This is a genomic window from Alteromonas sp. CI.11.F.A3, from assembly GCF_032925565.1.
GTDB lineage: Bacteria > Pseudomonadota > Gammaproteobacteria > Enterobacterales > Alteromonadaceae > Alteromonas.
Genome location: NZ_CP136708.1, coordinates 2,853,773 through 2,877,609, shown reverse-complemented (window position 1 = coordinate 2,877,609; position 23,837 = coordinate 2,853,773). Strand labels below are relative to the sequence as shown.

The following is a 23,837-nucleotide window of genomic DNA, read 5'->3' as shown; positions in this document are numbered from 1 at the left end:
AAGCGTGAGTTTTACGAGTGATCTAAAAATAGAGACTTAAAAATAGACGCTTACATTTTGAATGATTGCTCAAAACGATAAAGGACTTTGCAATGGGGTTCAATAACTTTTTGAGTGTTTGTTCAAAATTGCTATGATGTAAACAGATAAGTAGAGAATAAACGAAAGAAAGGCTCTCGTGATGGCTAAAGCACAATTCGATAAAGACAGCATATTGGATAAAACCATTATGCTGTTTTGGCAACAAGGCTACCATGGCACGTCTATGCAAGACGTCACCTGCACCACAGGATTAAAGCCTGGTAGTTTATATAATAGCTTTGGTAACAAAGAGCAGTTGTTTATTGCAAGCCTAGACCGTTACGCACAACGTAGTGCTGACAAAATGAAACGAGCAATGGCGCATGGAGCTGGCGAGGGCATTATTATGCTGCTGACCGACATGGTGGCCGCAAGAGGGCAGAAAGATTATACCCAAAAAGAATATGCAAGCTGCTTTATTATTAAAACCCAATTGGAACTTACCAGTACCGAACCTAAACTGGCAGAGCTCGCTGCTAGCTACTTAAGCCGTACTAAAGCCCAATACAAACTAGCGATTGCTAGCGAATATGGTGAAGCGCTGAGTGAGGTGTATGCCACATCAGTCATGATGGCTATTTTTGGTATTCGGATTTACGGCTATCAGCAGCCGAAGGAGGCTGATGTACTTGAAAGCCTGAGGCTGTCTTTACCCTGGTTGCCTTGGAAAAAACACTAATTTAATGTTGCCAAGGCGATATTGGTTTGCCTCGTCAATTCACCGTTTATCTTCCAGTGGTCTGGGCTCCAACCCGCTAAGAACCGATTGAAATCAGCGCAAGCAGTGGGGTATAGCGCTCGCCATTCCTGTTCTATTTCAAGATATTGAGATTCGTACTGGGTGCCTATTAGCTGGCTACGAAGGCAATCGAAATAATAATCTAAGCTGCTAGTGGTATGGGCTCGTTGATCGCTTTCACTTAATGCGCTGCCAATAAAATAAGCCACGTCTTTCATTCCTACTCCTAACCCCGTGTATTGAAAATCCACGCCACCGCATTGGCTAAAGTCAGGGGTAAAGCAAAAGTTCGCAACCTTGGCATCACCGTGCAATAAGGTTTGAAACCGTGCCGATGAAAGCTGGGTCGACAATCTGCCGGCTTCCTTTTTTAAAGGGCCATCTTCCATAGCTTGCCATTCATCTTGCCTCGTACTCAAATGCCAATAAGTGCCTTCTGGCCAAACATTGGAATCAACAATGCCCATAAAGCGGGCATGAAATGCTGCCAGCCAACGCAATACCGTCTGCGCTTGTTTTACACTTAGCGAGGTTGCACGTTGGGTGTATCCCGCGTGATCTAAATCGTCCATCACTAAGATATGTGCACTGCTATTGTTTTCACCGCTCGCTGCTGCTAGGCAAGCAGGGGTTAGGCAGTCAGTGTTAGTGCTAGATTGCAAGTAGGTGTAAAAGTAGTGCTCTACCTCAAATGAACGGCATTTTCTAAGATGACTGGTATTGCTTTGCCATCCTTTAGGGTGGCTGATTTCTAAAGAAGGTTGAACGCACTTCGCCACCACAGGGGTTAAGGCGTTTTCAGCGTTATCAAACAAGGTGGCACGAAAGCATGCGCCATAACCACTCCAGAGTGACTGAATAAGCGTTGGGGAGCGTACTTCTTTATTGGTTGTTCTTGCTAGCCAATCAATCAAGCTGGGTTTAACTTTATCCATTGCCTTACTCCCACAGTACAACAATATAATTAACCAATAAAAAAGCCGCAATTAAGCGGCTTTTTATCGTGTGTTAGCAACCTTAGTTCCTAGTCATGGTGATAGCCACAGTGACTATCGTTATCAGCAACTAGGGCTGCTAGTCACGCTTAGGCGTTTTCATCAACACTGGTTGGCAGTGTTGTTGGTGCTGATGCAGCGGCACTTGCTTTAGCAATAGCTGCGCTTCTACCCGATACTACAATGGCTGGGCGGCTATCATCAGACTTAGCGGTAAGCGCTACGTCATTGAAAGTGTCATCAACCGATGCAGGTGCTGCCATTGGCGCAGATGCATTAATGCGGCCACGGCTGCTAGCAGGCGCACCTGTAGTAATAGGCTTAGTTACCACTGCTTTCGCCTTCTTAGGCTTGGCTTTCGGCGCAGGTTTAGCCGCCGTTTCACTTACTGCTTTAGCAGAGTCTTCACCTAGGTTTATTTCAACCTGTTTAGGTGCAGCTTCGGCGGCAGGAGCAGGGGTAACTTCAGTTTTAGCTGGCTTAGGTGCATCCGCTTCACTTTTTGGCGAAGCCAGCTCGAACTGCATTTCGTCTTGAACGACTTCAGGTGCTGACTCAGCTGCTGGCGCTTCTGGCTTAGCTGTTGCAGTTTCTGTTGTAGCAGGCGCAGCCTTCTCTTCCGATGGGGCTAATACACCAGGCTTAGTGGCTTGAGTGTCTTCTGTTTTAGCAACAGAAGGCGCTTCAGCGTTTTCGGCAGCGGTATCAACAGTAGCTGGCTGGGCATTCTCGTTTTGAGTGTGCGCAGTATCTGCTTCAAGTTTACCTGGCATAGCCGCTTGTGTATCTTCTGCACGAGGTGCTGATTCACTCACGTTGGCAGCAGGCACTTCTTGTGATGGCGTAGTGTCAAGGTTTGCAGTTGACTGTTCACCTACCGGGGCGCTGTTGTCATCATTAGACTGCTGCGCTTCCTTCTTGCGGCGCTGACCAGCAGCACGAACATGACGAGGAGAGCGACGTGAACGGCCACGGCTTTCGCGTTTTTGACCATTTTCATCAGTGTCGTTGTTCGCTTGCTCTGAAGAAGATTGAGTATCTTGTTCAGTGGTCGACTTAACATCAGTTGGTTGAGAGGCTTGCGCTACTGGCGCTGCTGATTCAGAAGCTGCTGGTGCATCAGTTGATTGAACTGGCGCAGTATTAACTTCTTCAGTTTCAGCAGGCGCTGCTTTAGCAGGTTTAGGCTTATCAACGGCAAGAGATTTAACTGGTTTGCTAGCCGGTGCTTCATTTGACTGTGTATTGTCATCTTTTTTCACACGTACGCTGCGACGAGTATCTCTGCGTTTGCGGCGCTCAGCCACTTCTTGTTTCTTCTGTGCTTCCTGAGGCTTAGCATCTTGAGACTTATTATCTTGAGTCTTAGGCGCTTCGTCTTGGGTGTTATCTCTGCTTTGTTCTTGCTTAGGCTTTTGAGTCTCGTCACGAGGTTTACGAGGCTTACGGCCTTTGTTGTTACTCGCGCGTGGCTTGTCGTCTTGCTCAGAACGCGGCGTACGCTGTTCTTGTTCGCCATCTTTGTTTTGAGGCTGGTTACGACGAGTATTTTTTCTTGGTTTGCGACGACGATCATCGCCATTGCGGTTGCGAGACTGATTGCCGCCACGGTTGTTGCGACCTTCAGATTGCTTCTGCTTTTCTTTCTCTTTCGCTTCAGCTTCTGCTTTCGCTTTTTCGTCTTCACCGCCAAGTACATCACCTAACCATTTACCAATACGGGCAAAGAGTGAGGGTGAGCTTTCAGCTTTAGCTTCAGGCGCTTCTGCCTTAGGTGCAACCACTGGCGCAGCGGTAGGCGCAACTAACCCTTTTAATGCTGGCTCTTCACGTTTAACCGGCGCTGAAGTTGTGGTTTCAGTTTCCGTTTCAACCGTTGGCATCAACTCTACTTCGTAGCTTGCATCATCTAGAATATCATCTGGACGGCGGCGAGTTACTTGGTAGTGAGGCGTTTCGAGGTTGGCGTTAGGGATAAGCAATAAGTTAACGCCATGACGCTTTTCTAAGCTTTGAATCGCTTTACGCTTTTCGTTAAGCAAATAAGTTGCTACTGATACAGGAAGCTGAGCTTCAATTTGGCCTGTGTTTTCTTTAATGCTTTCTTCTTCAAGAATACGCAAGATAGACAGTGCTAATGACTCGGTACCACGAATGGTGCCGTGGCCTGAACAGCGAGGGCACACATGGTGCGCTGAATCACCCAATGATGGGCGTAAACGCTGACGTGACATTTCAAGCAAGCCAAAGCGAGAAATGCGGCCTAGCTGAACGCGAGCACGATCGCTGCGAACCGCGTCTTTCATGCGGTTTTCAACTTCACGTTGGTGACGTACTGGAGTCATATCGATAAAGTCGATAACAACCAAGCCACCTAAGTCGCGTAAACGAAGTTGACGAGCAATTTCGTCAGCTGCTTCAAGGTTCGTATTTAGTGCTGTTTCTTCAATATCACCGCCTTTGGTTGCGCGGGCAGAGTTGATATCAATAGAGGTAAGCGCTTCAGTAGGGTCGATAACAATTGAACCACCAGAAGGTAAGCGAACTTCACGTTGGAAGGCCGACTCAATTTGGCTTTCAATTTGATAATGACTGAACAAAGGTACTTCGCCACGATAAAGCTTAACGCGGTTGGCAAAGTCAGGGCGCACAAGTTGGATGTGCTGCAATGCTTGTTCGTAAATACTGGTTTTATCAATTAAGATTTCGCCAATATCGCGACGTAGATAGTCACGAATTGCACGTACAATTACGTTACTTTCTTGGTGAATTAAGAAGGGCGCTTCGCGCTCTTCAGCCACTTTAGAAATTGCTTCCCAATGGGTAAGCAGTACTTTTAAGTCCCACTCTAACTCTTCGTAAGATTTCCCTACGCCAGCGGTACGAACAATTAAGCCCATGCCATCAGGCAGGTCTAGTTTGTTCAAAGATTCTTTAAGTTCTGTACGCTCATCACCTTCGATACGACGAGAAATACCGCCGGCACGAGGGTTGTTTGGCATTAATACTAAGTAGCTACCTGCCAGTGATAAGAAAGTAGTAAGCGCTGCGCCTTTTTGACCACGTTCTTCTTTATCAATCTGAATGATAACTTCTTGGCCTTCCTTAATAACATCTTTGATGTTTGGGCGGCCTTCGAAACGGTAGCCTTTAGGGAAGTAGGTGCGAGCGATTTCTTTAAGAGGTAGGAAACCGTGGCGATCTGCGCCGTAGTCTACGAATGCCGCTTCGAGGCTTGGCTCAACGCGGGTTATTTTACCTTTGTAAATGTTTGCTTTTTTCTGTTCGTGCCCAGGACTTTCGATGTCCAAATCGTATAACCGCTGCCCATCAACAAGGGCAACACGCAACTCTTCTAATTGAGTTGCATTAATTAACATTCTTTTCATTGTATCTAACTCTGTTTTTAATACAGCCGTCCAGATACAAAATTAAAGTGACATGTACAAACCCTCACCGCGCAATCTCACGATTGGACGGGGACCTTGTTGTAACGCCGCATTATCCTTGAACTTACGTGGCATGTAACGTTTTTCGTTACTCGTTCCGCGTTTTATATTGTTCTTAAGGATGTCGGGAGCGACATACCCTTATCTCTATCTATCTTTTTAACAAACACCGCTCTTAGGCTGGCGCTTGTTTGTCAATTCAATTCTGTTAGCTAAACGGCGAACTTATTTTATGTTCGCAAACAGCATCTGAATTATCTAACGGCAGTGTAGTCGTTGCCTCTATAATTCTCGTTCCAGATATAAAATTGCGTGTTCATTGAATAATGCAATTGGAACGTGACGCTGTTCTTATGGATAACAAAAGTGGCGAAATAAGCGGGTAACGAATTAACCAGCTCTAAATGCTCACTATGTTAAATGTTGTGTTTCACCGGCATGATTTGGCCGCGTAAAATACAGTTTTTATTATGGCATCAAAGGTTCAATTTAAGCAAGGTGTGAGGGGTAAATAAGCCCAGATAATGCGGTTTTTCTGTGCTAAATGCTCGTTTAGTATCAAAAGTAGTCAAAGGGTTTTATTTTTAAGGCACATTAAAGTTTCTGTATCGGTCTGCTTTTGCATTGCGTTATAATGGAGTCTATGAAAGAACAAACCCAACAATCAGTCCGTTTCGTTACCGTTGAACCCGATTTAGCAGGGCAACGTGTAGACAATTTTTTGCGCACCCAATTAAAAGGCGTGCCCAAAAGTATGATTTATCGCATTTTGCGTAAAGGTGAAGTGCGCGTAAATAAGGGTAGAGTAAAACCCGAATATAAACTCGTTGCCGATGATGTAGTGCGTATTCCGCCTGTACGTGTATCAGAAGGAACGCCTGGGCCATCGCCAAAACTCGATAAAATTGCAGCGCTAGAATCTCAAATATTATTTGAAGACGAGCGCATTATTGTGATCAATAAACCTTCAGGCATTGCTGTTCACGGTGGCAGTGGTTTGAGCTTTGGTCTTATTGAGGGTTTACGCGCACTGCGCCCCGATGCCAATTTTATGGAATTGGTGCACCGTTTAGACAGAGACACCTCTGGCTGCATTCTTATTGCTAAGAAACGCTCGGCGCTTCGTCATATGCATGAGCAGTTGCGTACCGGTAAAATGGATAAGCGCTACCAAGCCTTAGTGGCAGGGCAATGGCCTGACAACCGTTTTAAAGTAAAAGCACCACTTCGAAAAAATGTGTTGCAGTCTGGTGAACGCATGGTGAGTGTGAGTGAAGATGGCAAGCCATCCGAAACCCGTTACCGCATATTGCAAAAATTCGACACCGCCACTTTGGTAGAAGCTTCACCTATAACAGGTAGAACTCACCAAATCCGAGTTCACTGTTTACACGCCGAACATCCTATTGCTTGCGACCCTAAATACGGTGATGGCGGGTTTGATGAGTCTATGCGTCAAAAAGGGTTAAACCGCTTATTTTTGCACGCACATAGCATTTCGCTAATTCACCCTGGCACAGAAGAGCGGGTTAAATTTACCGCTCCGTTAGATGCCACATTAACCAATACCTTAAAAGCGTTGTCATAACGCTTTTAGGGTATTCGGTAAATTTACTTATTAATTAAGTCCTATTTATTTGAATTCTTTTATACAGAAGGAACGCGGTAACTATGCGCTATAAGTTGGTTATTTTTGATTGGGACGGCACCTTAATGGATTCTGCCGATAAAATTATCAACTGTATGCAGATAGCAGCAAAACTCTGTGAAATGCCTGTTCCTAGTGCTGATGCGGTGAGTCACATTATTGGTATTAGCTTAAAACCTGCTATTAAGCAGTTATTTGGCATTGATGATGACGCCCTAGCTGAGCGTTTAGTGCTGGCTTATAAAGAAGCCTTCGTAAGCCATGATGCTACGCCGTGCCCGTTATTTAATGATGTGCAAGAATTGTTGTTAGCACTAAAAGCAGAGGGTGCCACCCTTGCTGTAGCAACAGGGAAAGCGCGTAGAGGTCTTGATAGAGCATGGTTGCAAACCGAGACTGGCCACTTTTTCAGTGCATCACGATGTGCTGACGATGCCCAGTCGAAACCGTCACCTGACATGCTACTGCAAATTTTAGACGAGCTAAAAATCAGTGCTCACGATGCGGTTATGATTGGCGACACCACCTACGATATGCAAATGGCGAAATCTATTGGTATGCGCAGAATAGGGGTTTCTTACGGAGTGCACGCACAAGTACACCTTGAAGCATTGGCGCCCGAAACCATTGTGCACTCCATTGGTGAACTTCAGCAATTTTTGCTTCGCTAGTTTGGCGTTCAATAGCAAAGCAAATCTTCAACAGCTAGGCCTTGGCAGTCGCTAGGTCTAGCAAATCGATATCAAAATGTTTGTCTAACATATTATGCAGCAGCATAACGGGAAGCCCTATTAAAGTATTAGGGTCGCGGCTGGTAATGCGTTCGAACAATAAGGCCCCCATTCCTTCACATTTGAAACTCCCCGCGCAATCAAGTGGCATTTCGGCTTCAACATAAGCACGTAGCTGCGCTTCTTTATGGCTACGAAAATACACACAGGTTTCTTCAGCTCGAGTAATGGTATCTAAATTACTAGTAAGAATATCGGGTAGGTCATCGTCGTCTTCAGCTTTACACAAACTTATCGCAGTGTAGAAATACACCGATTTTCCCTGGCACATTTTTAATTGCGCTACAGCATTTTCAACTGTGCCGGGTTTGCCAAATATAATCTTGCCGTCTGGACCTTCTACAGAAGCAACTTGATCACTTCCAATGACAATTCTCCCTGGCTGTTGTTGAGCAATTTTTTTTGCTTTTTCGAACGCTAAACGTTTACACAACGCAAGGGGGGTCTCATCAGGTAGGGGAGTCTCATCTATATCTGGTTTGCATATTTCAACTTGAATACCAATATTCGACAATAATTGCTGGCGGTACTTCGATGATGAAGCTAGAACGAGTGTGGTCATACGACAAAACCTCAATCTTACATTAAGTGTTAATTAACCGAATTACGCGTTGCGTATCCTCTAGAGAGTAATCACAACTTACTCTAAATATAGCGTGTTTTAATAAAGGAGCGTAATCCCGTTTGCCAACTTGGGCATTTTCAACAATACGCTATTTTACCAACCACCCCATGTTTTAGACACATCATGTTCTTTTTACTTGTTATTTGGGGTTATTCCCTTAAAATTCGGTTTATGAAAAGAAGTACAAAATCGCTAAATTATTATACAAAAATGCCCATTAAATCTTTGACAGTGGGATATGGAATCTATAGAATGCGCGCCCTATGCAGAAAGTGAAACTCCCTCATACGGTCGAACCGACCAGCAGCGCTATGAAACGTTCCGATTATCGGGGTGTTCTTGTGTCTGAAGATATGGAACGATTAAGTGGGGCTGTTGTCCGATGTAGTGAATATGTGGACGTCGATGTGCAGTTCAAAAAAGACGAGCAGGGTCTTACTGTATTTCACGGTCATTTAGGCACTCAGGTAACACTTCTCTGCCAGCGGTGTAATGGTGAATTTGATACCACACTTGATGTGGATTTTTGTTTTACTCCAGTGCAGGGAGAAGAACGAAATGAAGAAGATCCAATACCCGAGGCTTACGAACCGGTAGAGGTCAACGACCACGGAGAAGTTAATCTGCTTCAGATATTTGAAGACGAGTTACTTTTATCTTTGCCCATCGTACCCCTTCATGCAGAGGAGGAGTGCTCAGTGAAAAAAGATGATATGTCATTTGGAAAGATTGAACCGGAACAAGAGCGAGAAAACCCTTTCGCGGTTTTGAAAGAACTTAAGCGAGACCAGGAGTAAGTTATGGCTGTACAAAAAAATCGTAAAACGCGCTCTAAGCGTGGTATGCGTCGTTCACACGATGCATTGACTGCGTCGACTTTGTCTGTCGACCCAACGTCGGGTGAAACACACCGTCGTCACCACGTGACAGCTGACGGTTACTATAAAGGCAATAAAGTAGTCGGCGCGTAATACGGCGTCTACATTTTGTCTAAGCTAACCATCGCGTTAGATATCATGGGGGGCGATCATGGTCCCCCTGTTATCCTCTCTGCGGCTGTAAAAGCCATTGAACTTCATTCTGACGTTCATTTTTTGCTATGCGGCGACCAAGCCGTTATTTCCCCAGCAATTCAAAATCTCACTGCTTCTCAACGAAGTCGGGTAACGGTATCTCATTGCGACCAAGTGGTTGAAATGGGTGAGGCGCCTACCTCTGCGTTACGAAATAAAAAACGCTCTTCAATGCGTCGTGTGATTGAATATGTTCAAAGCAATGAAGCCGATGCGTGCGTTAGTGCAGGTAATACCGGTGCGCTATTAACCTTATCGTTTTATCTATTAAAAACCTTATCGGGTATTGATAGGCCAGCGCTTATCAGCATGATGCCCACCGCGAGTCATCATAATGTTTTCTTGCTCGATTTAGGCGCGAATGTTAATTGCACGCCTGAAATTCTATTTCAGTATGGTGTGATGGGGTCGGTGTTAGCGCAAGAAGCAGCAGGCATTCCTTCTCCTCGTGTTGCGTTACTTAACGTGGGCGAAGAAGATATAAAAGGAAATGCGTACGTAAAGTTAGCCGATCAATTATTTAAAGATGCACCAGGTATTAATTATATTGGCTATGTAGAAGGTGATGACATCTTTACCGATAAAGCCGATGTGGTGGTTACTGACGGTTTTACCGGCAATGTTGCGCTTAAATCTAGTGAAGGACTGGCCAAGTTAGTTATCAACGAAGTGAAGCGCCAGTCACAAAAGAACTTTTATACGCGGCTAATGGCCAAAATTGCTTTTCCATTGCTCAAATCTATCTATAACAGCGTGAACCCCGACCAGTATAATGGTGCGAGTCTGATAGGATTGCGCGGCATTGTTATCAAGAGTCATGGAAATGCATCTAAAGACGCCTTTTATTACGCCATTGTGCAAGCAATGAAAGAAGCAAAGATGCGAGTTCCAGACAAGATAAAAACGAAGATAGAAACGGTTTTATTGGAGCAGCTTTGAGCAAATATTCTCGATTTATCGGTACCGGAAGTTATTACCCTAGTGATATACGAACCAATGCCGATTTGGAAGTTATGGTTGATACCAGTGATGAATGGATCACTGATAGAACCGGTATTAAAGAACGCCGAATTATAGGTGCTGAAGAAACCGCTGCGACCATGGGTGCAGAGGCAAGTAAAAAAGCCATAGAGATGGCAGGCATCGACCCTCAATCAATTGACATGATAGTGTGTGCTACTACTAGCGGACGCTATGCACTTCCTAGCACTGCCTGTGAAATTCAGCGCATTTTAGGTATTAACGGTATTCCTGCATTTGATGTGGCAGCTGCTTGTGCAGGTTATTGCTATGCATTAAGTGTGGCCGACCAATACATCAAATCTGGCATGGCTAAGCGTATCTTAGTTATTGGTACAGATTGTCTTAGTCGCCTGATAGCGCCTGAAGACCGCACTATGGTCATTTTATTTGGCGATGCTGCCGGTGCCACTATTATAGAAGCCAGCGATGAGCCGGGTATTTTATCAACTCACATCAACGCTGATGGTTCTTACGGCGATTTACTTTACGTTGGTAACCCAACCCGTGGCGATGAAGCATCGGTTCACGAAAACTGGGGCGTGATGCGCGGAAACGAAGTTTTCAAAGTTGCCGTGAACAAATTGTCTGAAGTGGTTGAGCAAACCCTTGCGGCAAACAATATGCAAAAATCTGATCTGGATTGGCTAGTGCCTCATCAAGCGAATTTCAGAATTATTAAAGCGACAGCAAAAAAACTAGATATGTCGTTAGAACAAGTGGTAGTGACGTTAGAGAAATACGGTAATACTTCGGCTGCCACAGTACCCACAGCACTAGACACCGCTATTCGCGATGGTCGCATTCAGCGTGGGCAACATTTATTACTAGAAGCATTCGGCGGCGGTTTTGCGTGGGCATCTGCGCTGGTACGATACTAGTTTCTTCTATTAGTCTTATTGAATTCGTTGTATTCAAAAATTCGTTGTATACAAAAAATAATAAGGAACAACAATGACAAAAACAGCCTGCGTCTTTCCAGGGCAGGGCTCACAATCTGTGGGCATGCTTAAAGAGTTGGCCGACAGCCATCCTTCGGTTTTAGATACCTTCAAAGAAGCTTCAGACGTATTAGGTTACGATCTTTGGGATCTGGTACAAAACGACGCCGATGGGAAATTGAACGAAACCCATATCACTCAGCCCGCTTTGCTTGCAGCCAGTGTTGCCACTTGGCGCGTACTAGAAGCTCAAGGCATTGAAGTGAGTTACTTAGCGGGTCACAGTTTAGGTGAGTATTCTGCGTTAGTGTGTGGCGGTGCCATGTCATTCGCCGATGCGATAAAGCTGGTTGAAGCTCGTGGACAATATATGCAAGAGGCGGTGCCAGCGGGTGCCGGTGCTATGTATGCCATTATTGGTCTAGATGACAACACCATTGCTAATGTGTGCCACCAAACGGCTATTGCCACAGGTGATGTAGTGTCTCCGGTTAATTTTAACTCGCCAGGCCAAGTGGTTATTGCGGGTGAAAAAGTGGCCGCTGAGCAAGCTGCTGCTGCATGTAAAGAAGCGGGTGCTAAGCGAGCGCTTCCACTAGCGGTAAGTGTGCCTTCGCATTGCGAACTTATGCGCCCTGCTGCTGACAAATTAGAAGACGCGCTGGCGACATTAAACGTTCATACCCCTGCAATTAATATCATTAATAATGTTGATGTGACCATTGAAACTGACGGTGCATCAATAAAAAGTGCGTTGGTACGCCAATTATATTGCCCCGTGCAGTGGACGCGTACCGTTGAGTACTTGGCTGCCGCAGGTGTTGAACGCATCATTGAAGTAGGCCCAGGTAAGGTACTTACAGGATTAAATAAACGCATTAATAAAAGTTTAGAATCCATTGCTGTAAACACCCCAGAAAGTGTGGAAGCATTAAAACAATAAGGAAACGCTATGAGTCAGTTAGAAGGCAAAATAGCACTGGTAACAGGCGCAAGCCGAGGCATTGGTAAAGCCATTGCTAGTCAGCTTGCAGCGCAAGGTGCTACGGTTGTGGGTACTGCTACAAGCGACAGTGGTGCAAGTGCAATTACTGAATATTTATCTGAGTTTGGTGGCAAAGGTATTGCACTAAATGTTACCGATAAAGACAGTATAGATGCTATAATCAAGGAAATTAATGACACCTTCGGTGGCATTGATATTTTGGTTAATAATGCAGGTATTACCCGTGATAACTTGTTAATGCGTATGAAAGATGACGAATGGCAAGACATCATTAATACCAACCTTACAGCCATTTTTACGCTATCAAAAGCGGTACTTCGCGGTATGATGAAGAAACGCTTTGGCCGTATCGTAAATATCGGTTCTGTGGTAGGTAGTTCGGGTAATGCTGGGCAAGCAAACTACGCAGCAGCGAAAGCAGGTGTTATTGGTTTTTCGAAATCTATGGCACGTGAAGTGGCTTCTCGTGGTATAACTATTAACGTTGTTGCGCCTGGTTTTATCGATACTGACATGACAAAATCATTGACGGACGATCAAAAAAGCGCAATTTTTAAAGATATTCCTGCTAACCGTTTAGGTGAACCTGATGAAATAGCAGCCACTGTTGCCTTTTTAGTGAGCAACGGTGCAGCCTATATTACAGGCGAAACTATCCATGTAAACGGTGGTATGTATATGGGTTAAATTCACGAAAATTGTGAATTTAACTGTGTTTGGGGTGGATTTTCCCCGAACTTGGATGTAAAAATAGAACATTAAGAATTTGGGATGTCGCTGGTTTGACCAGAAAAATTGTTTAAACTGGTGCTTGCAAGCTTGTACCTTGCAAAATAAACTAGCGGCACTTTGACTATCTAGTGACGTTTAAGGGAAACCTAGAATTATGAGTAACATTGAAGAACGCGTTAAGAAAATTATCATTGAACAACTTGGCGTAAAAGAAGAAGAAGTAAAAGCTGAAGCTTCATTCGTTGATGATTTGGGCGCAGACTCACTTGACACTGTTGAGCTAGTAATGGCGTTAGAAGAAGAATTTGATACTGAAATTCCTGACGAAGAAGCAGAAAAAATTACTACTGTTCAGTCAGCGATTGATTACATCAATGCTAACAAAGACGCTTAAGTCTTCGTTATAGTAAATTAAAAAACGGCTCTCTTTAGAGCCGTTTTTGTATTCCCACCTTATTGGTTCCAATGCGAGGGCTTTTTGTGACAAAACGTCGCGTAGTGGTTACTGGTCTTGGCATGCTTTCACCTTTGGGTCTTTCTGTAGATGAGACTTGGCGTCGTCTGTTAGCAGGCGAAAGCGGTATTGGTGAAATCACCCATTTTGATTGCAGTGACTATTCCACCCGTTTCGCTGGTCAAGTTGATAACTTCGACCCGCAGGAATATATAGAAAAAAAAGAAACGAAGAAAATGGACAGGTTTATTCAGCTGGGTATTGCAGCGGGTAAACAGGCCATGGCTGATTCGGGCTTAACGATAACTGAAGAGAATGCACACCGAGTAGGTGTGGCTATTGGTTCAGGTATCGGTGGGCTAGAGCAAATTGAACAAAACCACACCAAATTAATGAATAGCGGTCCTAAGCGCGTTTCTCCATTTTTTGTGCCTTCCACTATCACCAACATGATTTCTGGCTTTTTGTCTATCATGGAAGGTCTTAAAGGGCCGAATCTAAACGTAGTGACGGCGTGTACCACTGGTGTGCATAACATTGGTATTGCTGCGCGTACTATCGCGTATGACGATGCAGATGCCATGCTAGCAGGCGGTTCAGAGGCGTCTATTACGCCATTAGGTATTGCTGGCTTTGCTGCGGCACGTGCATTGTCTGCACGAAACGACGATCCTCAAGGGGCTAGTCGCCCTTGGGATAAAGATCGTGACGGTTTCGTCATGGGCGAAGGCGCTGGTGTAGTGATGCTAGAAGAATACGAAGCGGCAAAGGCTCGTGGTGCAACCATTTACGCTGAACTTGTTGGTTTTGGTATGAGTGGCGATGCTTATCATATGACATCACCACCTGCTGACGGTGAAGGTGCGGCGGCTTCAATGAGTAACGCTATTCGCGATGCAAAAATTGAAAGCAGTGAAATTGGTTACGTTAACGCTCACGGGACATCAACGCCAGCGGGTGATATTGCAGAAGTGGCAGCGGTTAAACGCGTGTTCAACGAACATGCGCACAACATGCTTGTAAGCTCTACTAAGTCGATGACAGGTCATTTACTTGGTGCAGCGGGCTCTGTAGAAGCTATTTTCACCATATTGGCACTACGTGACAAAATGGCACCGCCAACCATTAATTTGGATGAGCCAAGTGAAGGATGCGATTTAGACTTCGTGGCAAATAAAGCAAAAATGTTTACTTCAGACTATGCGCTGTGTAATTCATTTGGCTTTGGTGGTACTAACGGTTCGCTTATTTTCAAACGAATTTAAGCCCAAGCAATCGTTTGGACACCCTTAGTTATTGATTAAAGGCAGCGCAAGCTGCCTTTCTTGTTTGCGCACAACAACTTGGTATACTGCACGGCAGACGTTAATTATTAGAGCTAGTTGTGAAAATAGTCGCAAACACCGACACCACATCGTCAACCCCTTCATCCTCCGATGCAATTGCCTTAAACGACAGGGCACTGAACTATGGTGATGGCGTTTTTACTACCATGTGCGTTAGTCATGGAAAAGCAGAGCTACTGTCTTTTCATCTTGCTAGGCTCAATCATGATGCCAAAGCATTGGCCATTTCCCTCGACATGACTGCACTAAAACAGGCTATTGATGAGTATATCAATACACTTACTGCATCACTTGAACATCCCAGCATTAAAAAGGTAATGAAGATCCATGTATCTTCAGGAGAGGGCGGTCGAGGTTACGCACGAGATGCCCAAGCGCCTGCCATCGTTCGATTTTCTAGTCATACTTACCCTACGCATTATGCTGAATTGCAAACAACCGGGTTATCGGTAATATGCGCGAAAACACCACTCGCTATCCAACCACTTTTAGGCGGCATTAAGCATATGAACCGGTTAGAGCAGGTATTGGTTAAGCGTGAAGTTATTGCGGCCAATGCCGATGATGCTTTAGTGTTCGACACGCAAGGGCACCTTATTGAGGCCAGTGCTGGAAACGTATTTTTTCAAACTGACAGCGGATGGCACACGCCTAAGGTAAATAATTGCGGTGTAAATGGTGTTGTGCGCCAGTGTTTATTAAGTGTGTTAAAACCAAGCTCGTCAAAAGACAGCGACATAAGTAGCAACGCTTTAGTCGTTAATGAAGGCGAGTACACACTGGCTGATGTAGCCAATGCCAAGGCACTAGTGATCACCAATGCCTTAATGGGCGTAATGCCCGTTAATAACGTTGTGCTAAACGAAGGAAAAACTGGCGATGAGTTAGTATTTAATGCGTCTCATGAAGGGGCAAAGATCCTAGCTAGGTTAGTATTAGATAAAATTCAGGAAGATCATGCGAATAGTTATTAGCATTGGGATAATGCTGGCGCTTGTATTGGGTGCAATTACCTTTGGCGTTTTATATGTAAATGGGCAAGCTTCATCGCCCTTGTCGATTTCTCAACCCCAGCTTTATACGGTAGAAAAGGGCAGTAGCGGATATAAAGTGGTAAGGGAGCTTCGGGCGCGGGATTTAATCGATAGCCCTGAATTAGCCACCAAGCTTTGGCTTAAATTCTTTGCTGCCAATACCCATGTGAAATCGGGTACATACCGTTTAACACCAGGGCAATCATTGCGCGAAGTGTTTGCCACACTAAGCCGTGGCGAAGAGCATTATTTTGCCGTGAGTTTGGTAGAAGGGCTTACCCTAAAAGAGTGGTTGGTTACGCTAAACGCGCAAACTGAGCTTATTAATGATGTATCGCTAGCTCAGGTTGAAGAGACGATTAAAACCACAAGTACGTCAAGCGAGAATAAAGCAGCCCCAATACCATGGCTGAATGACGCTAGCAGCGCTGAAGGTTTATTTTTAGCCGACACGTATTTTTTTACCGCTAATACTGCGGCCAGTAGCATTTTAAAACGTGCCCACAAGGCTATGTTAGATTATGTTGAAACCCAATGGCAGCAACGGCAAGCAGATTTGCCATTGAACTCACCGTACGACGCCCTAATATTGGCAAGTATTATTGAAAAAGAAACCGCGGTGAGCGCAGAGCGAACTAAAATTGCGGGCGTCTTTGTGAACCGGCTACGTAAGAATATGCGTTTACAAACGGATCCCACCGTAATTTACGGCATTGGTGATACGTATGATGGTAATATTACCCGTAAGCACCTTCGTACGCCCACACCTTACAACACGTATACTATTAAAGGTTTGCCGCCCACGCCTATCGCGATGGCCGGTAAAGAAGCCATTTGGGCCGCATTAAACCCGATGGAAACCGATGCTTTGTATTTTGTTGCTAGAGGTGATGGTAGCCACGAATTTTCATCTTCGCTGGCAGCCCATAATGCGGCTGTGCGAAAATATCAGTTAAACCGAAAATAAAAAGTCCAACAACGAATAATTATGAACGGAAAGTTTATTGTAGTAGAGGGCCTTGAAGGGGCCGGAAAAAGTTCAGTGATTGGGCTTATAGTAAAGCAATTGCAAGATGCAGGTATTGCGGTTGAGCAAACACGCGAGCCAGGCGGTACGCCTATGGCTGAGGCTATTCGCGAGTGCGTTAAACACGACTGGGACGAAACCGTAGCCGAAGAAACAGAATTATTGTTGATGTATGCGGCGCGGGTACAGCTATTAACTAATCGTATACTTCCTGCGTTAAATGCAGGGCAGTGGGTCGTCGGTGACCGGCATGATTTATCTTCACAAGCCTATCAAGGCGGTGGTCGTGGCGTGAGTGCTGATACCATGAGTGCCATTAGCAAGATAGCGCTTAACGGTTTTAAACCTAATTTAACCTTGTACCTAGATGTTGAGCCAGCCATCGGCTTAGCACGCGCTAGGGGCAGGGGAGAGCTTGATCGTATTGAACAAGCAGGCTTGGCTTTTTTTGAGCGTACCCGTGAACGGTACTTAAGCCTAGCTGCACAGGATGACAGTATTGTAGTGATTAATGCCATGCAAGCTATGGAAGATGTGCATGAAGACGTGATTACAGCCGTGCAGGAGTATCTTTCTTAATGCAATCTGGGCAAATGCTACCTTGGTTCACTGATACCTATAACGAATTGCTTGTACGCTATTTTAATAACAAGCTGCATCATGCGCTGTTATTCATTGGCGCTAAAGGTATTGGTAAAGCGAAGCTGGTGGCAGGGCTGTCGGATACCCTCTTGTGTAAACAACCAACCCCGCAAGGTGCATGTAATGCATGCCAAAGCTGTCATTTGCGCCTTGCTGGTAATCACCCCGATTTTTACGTACTAGAAAGCGAAAAGCAGTTGGGCGTGGATAAAATTCGAGAAGGTATTGCCAAGTTAAGTGGTACGGCGCAAATGGGGGGCAATAAGGTGCTGGTGATCCCTGTGGCCGATAGCATGACAGAGGCCGCGGCTAATGCACTCTTGAAAACTTTAGAAGAGCCCACCAATAATACATACCTGCTGCTAATCACTGACAGTCTTAACAGAATAATGCCTACCATTTTGAGCCGATGTGAAAAACATTCGCTGGGTTTGCCTGACGTGCAAAGTAGTTTGGCCTATTTACAGCAACAAGGCGTACAAGATGCCAGTGAAGCGTTATTAGAAGCCTATGGTTACGCGCCACTTCGTTTAGAAGCTGCACTTAATAGCGAAAGCGATTTTAATTATCGTACTTTCACTGACGGTATAGGCGCATTACTTGCTAGTTCAGGAAGTCAGCAGCTTTTAGCTCTTGCTAATAAATGGCAAAGTGATGCTGTTCAGGTAGCAACGTGGTGCCAACATATGGCCCATAAATCATATGTGGAACGCCAACAAGCGCAAGATTACGCGCGTTATAGGGCTTGCGTAGAGGCAGTTAAAACCTTACAGCACCCAGGGGTGAATAAATCCATGGTGTTGGTCAGTATTTTAAAACAATTTCAGCGCTAGGCCACGTTGTTAGTGGGTTAGCCGTAAAAAAAGATAGGTATATTTTGTTCGTAGATTCACATTGTCATTTAGACAGATTAAAGCAATCGCCAGAAGAATTGGCAGAAACTCTTAACTTTGCGCGCACTCGCGGTGTAGAGCACTTTTTATGTGTGTGCGTATCGGTGACCGATTACGACAGCATGTTAGAAACGGTAAAAGACTTTGCTGATGTCTCTGTCTCTTGTGGCGTACACCCTCTTCACCAAGAAGATGCATGTACTTACCATGAGTTACTTGAAAAAGCGCAAGACGATGCGGTAGTAGCGATTGGTGAAACAGGCTTAGACTATTTTTATAGCCCTGAAAGCAAAGAGGTTCAGCTAACGTCGTTTGTTGATCATATTAAAGTCGCTAACGAAACGAAAAAGCCGCTTATCATTCACACTCGTGATGCCCGCGACGACACCATTAATTTGCTGCGCGAGCATAAAGCTAGCCATACAAAAGGCGTGCTGCATTGCTTTACCGAATCCCTTGAAATGGCGCAGGCCGCAATTGAAATGGATTTCTACATCTCTATTTCTGGCATCGTCACGTTTAAATCTGCCAGTGAATTACAAGATGTTGTAAAAGCGGTTCCCCTCGAGCGCCTACTCATTGAAACCGATTCGCCTTGGCTAGCCCCAGTCCCTCACAGAGGTAAACAAAATCAGCCTGGCTATGTGGTAGAAGTCGCCGAATTTATTGCCGAATTAAAAGGTATATCGGTGAAAGAATTAGCACGTATTACTACTGAAAATTTCTACACTTTGTTTTCACTTGCCCAACGTAAAGCCGCTTAAGCGACCGGAGAGTTTAAAAATGCCGCAGTGGCGTACAGGGTTAACAAAAAGCTTACACGCTAGCAGAAGCATGCCTGAGAGCCGTTATTTTCAGTTGGCAACCGCAGACAAAGACGGTGTGCCATACTGCAGAACCGTGGTGTACCGAGGCTTAAGTGACGACAACAAATTAATTGTTATTTCTGATACCCGTACCGAAAAATACAACCAATTGTCGCAGCAAGCGAAAGCGCAAGGCTGTTGGTATTTTTCGAAAACTCGTGAGCAGTATCGATTCAGTGTAAATGCGACTATTGTGACCGAAAACGAAGATAGGGCGCTAGTAGAGGCGCATTGGGCAAAATTGTCTGATGCGGGTAAGAAGCAGTTTCTATGGGGCGAGCCAGGCACACCACGAAACAATGGTTTACCGCTTCAGATTGCAGGCGACTATTCTGTGGCCCCTGAACATTTTTGCGTAATTTTGTTAGATATTTTCAATGTGGACTATTTGAATTTGCGTGGCAATCCTCAGTATCGCGAGTTACATCGTCGTGACGAAATGGGTAACTGGATTAGCCAGTCAATTGTCCCCTAACGCAGTACATTGAAAGCTAGCGCAGCGCACTGAGCTTAGCCACGTATTGAGCTTAAGCAGCGCACAGAGCGCTTAAGCAGCACATTGAACAAACAGAATTAAATCAAAATAATAAAAAAACGCCAGCAAAATTGCTGGCGTTTTTTATTTTAAGTTAGCTAATGGTAGCTTACTTATATTTACTTACTCGAAGATTTTCGAGATTGGCGTGTCGCCTTTAAACAGATAAGTCGTCACATTACTTGTGTCGCTGCGATTAACTGCCTCCACAATAGCCGTAGCCACATCTTCTCTAGGAATAACAGCATCGTCTTGGTTGTCTGGCATATCAGTAGACACCAAATGCGTACCTGGCTCGTTTAACAATGTGCCTGGACGTAAAATAATATAAGGCACGCCGCTATTCATTAAATGCTCGTCAGCCATGTGCTTAGCAACTAAATAAGGCTTAATGCTAGAGCTTACTGCGTCTGGATCGCCAGCACCTATTGAACTTACCATCACAAATTTAGGGGTGTTAGCTGCCTTGGCATAGTTTGCCGCGTTTCGCGCAGCCCATAGGTCGATAAGAAGCGTTTTATCGTCGCCCGAATTACCGCCGCTGCCCGCAACGAATACAACGCAATCTGCACCTTCGAAATGCTCAGAGAAGTCTTTCTCAAGATCTTGCTCTTTCACTACTAGATTGTCGTTTTCAAAGTCGTCTAGCTTTTCAGGGCTTCGAACAGGAGCCACCACGTGGTGACCTGCTTCAAGTAATTTTCCAGTAGCCTGTTTACCAATTTGGCCTGATGCGCCAATGACAAGAACCTTAGCCATAAATGTTACCTCCATGATTGAATATGGTTATTCATAAGCGTGGGAGGGAATTTCGATCACACTGTACGATGAGTTTCATCATGCTGCGCTGGTCAGCGTAAGGGCGTAAATTGAAGAACTAGGCAGCGAAGTGGTTAACAAAACGAGTGAAAATAGGGGCTAAACCAGTAAATTAATATCACGTTATTTTACAACAGCGTTACGCCCCTCAGCTTTACCTTTGTAAAGTTTTTTATCAGCAGCGTGTATGCATTGCTCTACGCTATCGCTTTCACGAATATCTGCAATTCCTGCGGTAATAGTTACATGTACATCATGGCCTTCGCAGTGAAATGACGTTTTCTCAACAGCTTTTCTCAATTTTTCACCTACCCAATAGCATTCATGCACGTTAAGCTCGGGCAGTAGGATCAGAAACTCTTCGCCACCCCAACGACAAATAACGTCAGAATTTCTCAAGTTCGTACGTAGCAGTTCAGCTATTTTTACTAATATAAGGTCGCCAACATGATGACCGTAGGTGTCGTTAATTCGTTTAAACCAATCAATATCAACAATAAGTAATGAAAAGGCTTGTGCGTAACGCTCGTAACTGTCCCAAGCCTCGTGAGCTCGGCTGGTAAAATAGCGCCTATTTTTCAAACCGGTTAACGAGTCTTGACTTGATAACTGCGTTAATTTTTCTACCACGTCTTCAAGATCTTTAGTTTTTTCTTCCACCATTTTTGCTAGCGCAACCGAACGGTTTTTAAGGGTTTGAATACGCCACCACACAAGTAGCGTTAATAGCAGAAAAGCGGATACAAAAATGGCACTTCGCCATACAGGTTTATCCCACCATGGGGGAACAATACTGATTTGGAGCGCAGCTTCATTTGGACTCCACACTTTTTCTTTGTTCATCGCTCGAATAGTGAGTGTGTAATTCCCAGGGGCTAAATTGGTATAGGTAACCGCGCGGCGGCGATGATCCGTAAAGCGCCACTTATTATCAAACCCAGATAATAAGTAGGCATAACTTACTTCGTTAGCACGGGTAAAATCGAGCGCCGCAAATTCTACAGAAAAAGAAACATTGTTTGAACTAAGTACCAATTCTTCAATATTGGTATTCGGATAGAGGTTTTCTGACCCACTGCTGTGCTCATTAATAATTTCAATATGCGATATATTAACTTTAGGCGACCAAGGTTGTTGTTTAATATCAGTGGGCTTGAAGCGAGTGAGACCCTGTGGGCTACCCATAAATATAGTGTCGCCAGCGGTTTTCACGGCGGCGCCTATGTAGTAGCCCGCTTCACTAACACCATTTTGTGCCCCAAAATATGAAACGGATGACAGGGTAGAATCGATATGAGCGATGCCTACCGTTGTGGATATCCATAGCTCGTTTTCTTGATCTTCAATGATAGCGCCAATCGAGATGTTACTTAAGTAACTGTCTGCTTCTATCTGGGTAAATGACACGGAGAAAATCTCGTTATCCTCAACCGCCATAAAATAGATACCGTTTGCCTGGGTGCCAATCCAATAGCCGCCACGTATAGACCGAGAAACCCAAGTTACTACTGCGTCTTTAGGGAAATTAGCGTTATTTTCACCTACATTGCGTATTTCACCCGTAAATTTGTTGGCAAAATACAGGCCCGATATGCTGGCCAGCCATGCACTCTCGTTATCTTCAAACACAATACGAGTGGTAAGTGAGATTGGCCATTGGCGAATAACTCGGTTTTCGGAAGGGCGATACACAAAAACACCATCGCTGTAGCCGCCGTACCAAACATCACCATCGGCATCCACGTTGAGGGTATAACCAGCCTTGCCCTTCAATGCCACCAAATCGAGTTGTTCACTGGCAGTATTTAATTTGGCTAGCCCCGCGCGAGTAGATAGCCAAACTGAGTCTGACTGCTTCTCGTAATGTACCGTTAAAAGCTTGTTTGAAGATAACTTACCTTCAGACTCAATCATCGAGGTATAGGGGCCGCTAACCTTGCCAGATTGATAATTGTAATGCCAAAGGTTCTGTTCTGTAGCAAGCCATAAGGCGTTATCGGAATGGGTAGCAATACCAGAAATATTGTTACCAATAGCAGCGCTGGTTGAAAAGTTGGACAGTACAGGGTTGTGAATAGAAAACCCATTATCACGCGACCCCGCCACAATGGCGCCAGCTTCTGTTTGATACAGTGATGTAATGTAATTATTTGCGAGTTTCGATTGAGCAACTGATAACGACACAATCTCTGATGTTTCCTTAGCACGAATAATGTTTACTCCGCCGCTGGTGGCAATCCAAATATTGTCGTTGCGCTGAAACAACACGCTTAACACATCATTAGATGAAAGGCCGTTACTTTCATCAAAGCAAGTGGACACGGAAAAATCGTTGCTAGCAAACAAGGGGTAACGGCACAGGCCATCAGAGCCAGTGCCAATCCACAAACTTTCGTCGGCAGCTAGTGCCATCAAGGTTAAGTTTGTACCCGCCAGTTGCTGAAGTTCTAAGGTATTGAAAGCGGAATTAAGCTTGTATAACCCCGAGGTTGAGCTAAGCCAAACGTGACTATTTCCATCAATAACAATGTCGGTGAGTGTACTGGTCACGTTATCTAAAACAGCAACTTGAACCAATTTGTTCAGTAACGTTGAAAAGCGATAAAGCGCGCGACCACTGATCACCCAAACGTTACCACTCTTATCAATTTTTATGCGTTTGATTAAGCCTGCTTTTATATGACTAGAAACAGAAATGGGAAAGTGTTCAAAGGTTGCCGTTTCGATATGAAATCTACTAACCCCAGCAATGGTGCCAATCCATAAGTACTCTTTGTCTAGTGAAGACTCAATTTGAAAAGTCGTTACTGTGTAGAGCCCATCAGACTCAACCTCTTGCCACTTACCGAAGTGCTTAAATTCGTTTCCATCAAACCGGTCGATCCCCGCTTGCGTTGCCAGCCAAATATAACCGTTTTTATCTTCTGCAATGTCTAAAACTGATACTTGCGATAAGCCTTCTTCGATAGAAAAACTTTTAAATACAGGCAGGGGGAAGTCAGCAGCACGAGATGTGGCCGCTAAAGAAAAAACAATAGGTAATAGTATAGTGGCGGTAACCAGAAATCTTACCACTACAGAAGTCATAAATACGCTCGGGAATTGGGATCAAGCGCTACGA

Annotated in this window: 22 protein-coding genes; 17 read left to right on the top strand and 5 right to left on the bottom strand. The window is 44.7% G+C overall.

Features of this window, described 5'->3' with window-relative positions; translation table 11 throughout:
- Positions 1–181 precede the first annotated feature (181 nt).
- Positions 182–760, top strand: a complete 579-nt coding sequence (locus R1T43_RS12460; RefSeq protein WP_317349307.1) for a TetR/AcrR family transcriptional regulator — start codon at positions 182–184, stop codon at positions 758–760.
- On the opposite strand, the gene R1T43_RS12455 is transcribed toward R1T43_RS12460, so the two are convergent.
- Together R1T43_RS12455 and rne are read right to left on the bottom strand one after the other, a co-directional pair.
- Positions 757–1,755 (bottom strand): oxidoreductase family protein, encoded by a 999-nt coding sequence (locus R1T43_RS12455; RefSeq protein WP_317349305.1) that lies wholly within the window; start codon positions 1,753–1,755, stop codon positions 757–759. The two genes, R1T43_RS12460 and R1T43_RS12455, sit on opposite strands and share 4 nt — an antisense overlap.
- 149 nt (positions 1,756–1,904) lie before the next feature.
- Positions 1,905–5,204: a ribonuclease E gene (gene rne / locus R1T43_RS12450; protein WP_317349303.1), complete on the bottom strand. Its 3,300-nt coding sequence runs from the start codon at positions 5,202–5,204 to the stop codon at positions 1,905–1,907.
- A 703-nt stretch (positions 5,205–5,907) separates the two neighbouring features.
- On the opposite strand from rne, the gene rluC reads away from it, so the two are divergent.
- A complete protein-coding gene (rluC, locus tag R1T43_RS12445; protein ID WP_317349301.1) occupies positions 5,908–6,852 on the top strand; it encodes a 23S rRNA pseudouridine(955/2504/2580) synthase RluC in 945 nt (314 codons plus the stop codon).
- A gap of 83 nt (positions 6,853–6,935) precedes the next feature.
- On the top strand, positions 6,936–7,583 hold the full coding sequence (locus R1T43_RS12440) for an HAD-IA family hydrolase (protein ID WP_211070719.1): 648 nt from the start codon (positions 6,936–6,938) through the stop codon (positions 7,581–7,583).
- 34 nt (positions 7,584–7,617) lie between these two features.
- Here R1T43_RS12440 and R1T43_RS12435 read toward each other — a convergent pair whose 3' ends face one another.
- Positions 7,618–8,265, bottom strand: coding sequence for a Maf family protein (locus R1T43_RS12435; protein ID WP_317349297.1), 648 nt, complete (start codon positions 8,263–8,265; stop codon positions 7,618–7,620).
- A 326-nt stretch (positions 8,266–8,591) separates the two neighbouring features.
- Here R1T43_RS12435 and yceD point away from each other — a divergent pair, with 326 nt between their 5' ends.
- The 14 genes from yceD to R1T43_RS12365 all read left to right on the top strand — a co-directional run bounded on the left by yceD (position 8,592) and on the right by R1T43_RS12365 (position 19,837).
- The gene (gene yceD / locus R1T43_RS12430) at positions 8,592–9,125 is read left to right on the top strand and encodes a 23S rRNA accumulation protein YceD (RefSeq protein ID WP_057792384.1); all 534 of its coding nucleotides are present in this window, start codon (positions 8,592–8,594) and stop codon (positions 9,123–9,125) included.
- A 3-nt stretch (positions 9,126–9,128) separates the two neighbouring features.
- Positions 9,129–9,299, top strand: coding sequence for a 50S ribosomal protein L32 (gene rpmF / locus R1T43_RS12425; protein ID WP_013784462.1), 171 nt, complete (start codon positions 9,129–9,131; stop codon positions 9,297–9,299).
- A 15-nt stretch (positions 9,300–9,314) separates the two neighbouring features.
- Positions 9,315–10,340, top strand: coding sequence for a phosphate acyltransferase PlsX (plsX, locus tag R1T43_RS12420; RefSeq protein WP_057792382.1), 1,026 nt, complete (start codon positions 9,315–9,317; stop codon positions 10,338–10,340).
- Positions 10,337–11,302, top strand: coding sequence for a beta-ketoacyl-ACP synthase III (locus R1T43_RS12415; protein ID WP_057792381.1), 966 nt, complete (start codon positions 10,337–10,339; stop codon positions 11,300–11,302). Before plsX ends, R1T43_RS12415 begins: the two co-directional genes overlap by 4 nt.
- A gap of 73 nt (positions 11,303–11,375) precedes the next feature.
- Positions 11,376–12,305 (top strand): ACP S-malonyltransferase, encoded by a 930-nt coding sequence (fabD, locus tag R1T43_RS12410; RefSeq protein ID WP_317349293.1) that lies wholly within the window; start codon positions 11,376–11,378, stop codon positions 12,303–12,305.
- A 9-nt stretch (positions 12,306–12,314) separates the two neighbouring features.
- The gene (gene fabG / locus R1T43_RS12405) at positions 12,315–13,055 is read left to right on the top strand and encodes a 3-oxoacyl-ACP reductase FabG (protein WP_317349291.1); all 741 of its coding nucleotides are present in this window, start codon (positions 12,315–12,317) and stop codon (positions 13,053–13,055) included.
- 199 nt (positions 13,056–13,254) lie between these two features.
- The gene (gene acpP / locus R1T43_RS12400; protein ID WP_013784457.1) at positions 13,255–13,494 is read left to right on the top strand and encodes an acyl carrier protein; all 240 of its coding nucleotides are present in this window, start codon (positions 13,255–13,257) and stop codon (positions 13,492–13,494) included.
- Positions 13,495–13,580: 86 nt separating this feature from the next.
- Positions 13,581–14,819, top strand: coding sequence for a beta-ketoacyl-ACP synthase II (gene fabF, locus R1T43_RS12395; RefSeq protein WP_057792376.1), 1,239 nt, complete (start codon positions 13,581–13,583; stop codon positions 14,817–14,819).
- Positions 14,820–14,938: 119 nt separating this feature from the next.
- Positions 14,939–15,874: an aminodeoxychorismate lyase gene (pabC, locus tag R1T43_RS12390; protein ID WP_317349285.1), complete on the top strand. Its 936-nt coding sequence runs from the start codon at positions 14,939–14,941 to the stop codon at positions 15,872–15,874.
- Entirely contained in the window at positions 15,858–16,901 is a 1,044-nt protein-coding gene (gene mltG / locus R1T43_RS12385; protein WP_317349283.1) for an endolytic transglycosylase MltG, read from the top strand. Before pabC ends, mltG begins: the two co-directional genes overlap by 17 nt.
- Positions 16,902–16,922: 21 nt before the next feature.
- On the top strand, positions 16,923–17,540 hold the full coding sequence (tmk, locus tag R1T43_RS12380) for a dTMP kinase (protein WP_317349281.1): 618 nt from the start codon (positions 16,923–16,925) through the stop codon (positions 17,538–17,540).
- Entirely contained in the window at positions 17,540–18,436 is an 897-nt protein-coding gene (locus tag R1T43_RS12375) for a DNA polymerase III subunit delta' (RefSeq protein ID WP_317349279.1), read from the top strand. Before tmk ends, R1T43_RS12375 begins: the two co-directional genes overlap by 1 nt.
- 44 nt (positions 18,437–18,480) lie before the next feature.
- Positions 18,481–19,260, top strand: coding sequence for a TatD family hydrolase (locus R1T43_RS12370; protein ID WP_211070727.1), 780 nt, complete (start codon positions 18,481–18,483; stop codon positions 19,258–19,260).
- A 19-nt stretch (positions 19,261–19,279) separates the two neighbouring features.
- Positions 19,280–19,837: a pyridoxamine 5'-phosphate oxidase family protein gene (locus tag R1T43_RS12365; protein WP_211070728.1), complete on the top strand. Its 558-nt coding sequence runs from the start codon at positions 19,280–19,282 to the stop codon at positions 19,835–19,837.
- 183 nt (positions 19,838–20,020) lie between these two features.
- Here the strand turns inward: R1T43_RS12365 and R1T43_RS12360 are convergent, their stop codons facing one another.
- A complete protein-coding gene (locus tag R1T43_RS12360) occupies positions 20,021–20,656 on the bottom strand; it encodes an SDR family oxidoreductase (RefSeq protein WP_057792361.1) in 636 nt (211 codons plus the stop codon).
- A 183-nt stretch (positions 20,657–20,839) separates the two neighbouring features.
- Positions 20,840–23,803, bottom strand: a complete 2,964-nt coding sequence (locus R1T43_RS12355) for a diguanylate cyclase (RefSeq protein ID WP_317349272.1) — start codon at positions 23,801–23,803, stop codon at positions 20,840–20,842.
- Positions 23,804–23,837: the final 34 nt, after the last annotated feature.

Coding starts and splice junctions, on each gene's coding strand:
- R1T43_RS12355 (WP_317349272.1), bottom strand. CDS start 23,803: ATGACTTCTGTAGTGGTAAGATTTCTGGTTACCGCCACTATACTATTA.
- R1T43_RS12460 (WP_317349307.1), top strand. CDS start 182: ATGGCTAAAGCACAATTCGATAAAGACAGCATATTGGATAAAACCATT.
- R1T43_RS12360 (WP_057792361.1), bottom strand. CDS start 20,656: ATGGCTAAGGTTCTTGTCATTGGCGCATCAGGCCAAATTGGTAAACAG.
- rluC (WP_317349301.1), top strand. CDS start 5,908: ATGAAAGAACAAACCCAACAATCAGTCCGTTTCGTTACCGTTGAACCC.
- fabD (WP_317349293.1), top strand. CDS start 11,376: ATGACAAAAACAGCCTGCGTCTTTCCAGGGCAGGGCTCACAATCTGTG.
- R1T43_RS12435 (WP_317349297.1), bottom strand. CDS start 8,265: ATGACCACACTCGTTCTAGCTTCATCATCGAAGTACCGCCAGCAATTA.
- mltG (WP_317349283.1), top strand. CDS start 15,858: ATGCGAATAGTTATTAGCATTGGGATAATGCTGGCGCTTGTATTGGGT.
- yceD (WP_057792384.1), top strand. CDS start 8,592: ATGCAGAAAGTGAAACTCCCTCATACGGTCGAACCGACCAGCAGCGCT.
- R1T43_RS12455 (WP_317349305.1), bottom strand. CDS start 1,755: ATGGATAAAGTTAAACCCAGCTTGATTGATTGGCTAGCAAGAACAACC.
- R1T43_RS12365 (WP_211070728.1), top strand. CDS start 19,280: ATGCCGCAGTGGCGTACAGGGTTAACAAAAAGCTTACACGCTAGCAGA.
- fabG (WP_317349291.1), top strand. CDS start 12,315: ATGAGTCAGTTAGAAGGCAAAATAGCACTGGTAACAGGCGCAAGCCGA.
- tmk (WP_317349281.1), top strand. CDS start 16,923: ATGAACGGAAAGTTTATTGTAGTAGAGGGCCTTGAAGGGGCCGGAAAA.
- acpP (WP_013784457.1), top strand. CDS start 13,255: ATGAGTAACATTGAAGAACGCGTTAAGAAAATTATCATTGAACAACTT.
- R1T43_RS12375 (WP_317349279.1), top strand. CDS start 17,540: ATGCAATCTGGGCAAATGCTACCTTGGTTCACTGATACCTATAACGAA.
- rpmF (WP_013784462.1), top strand. CDS start 9,129: ATGGCTGTACAAAAAAATCGTAAAACGCGCTCTAAGCGTGGTATGCGT.
- R1T43_RS12440 (WP_211070719.1), top strand. CDS start 6,936: ATGCGCTATAAGTTGGTTATTTTTGATTGGGACGGCACCTTAATGGAT.
- rne (WP_317349303.1), bottom strand. CDS start 5,204: ATGAAAAGAATGTTAATTAATGCAACTCAATTAGAAGAGTTGCGTGTT.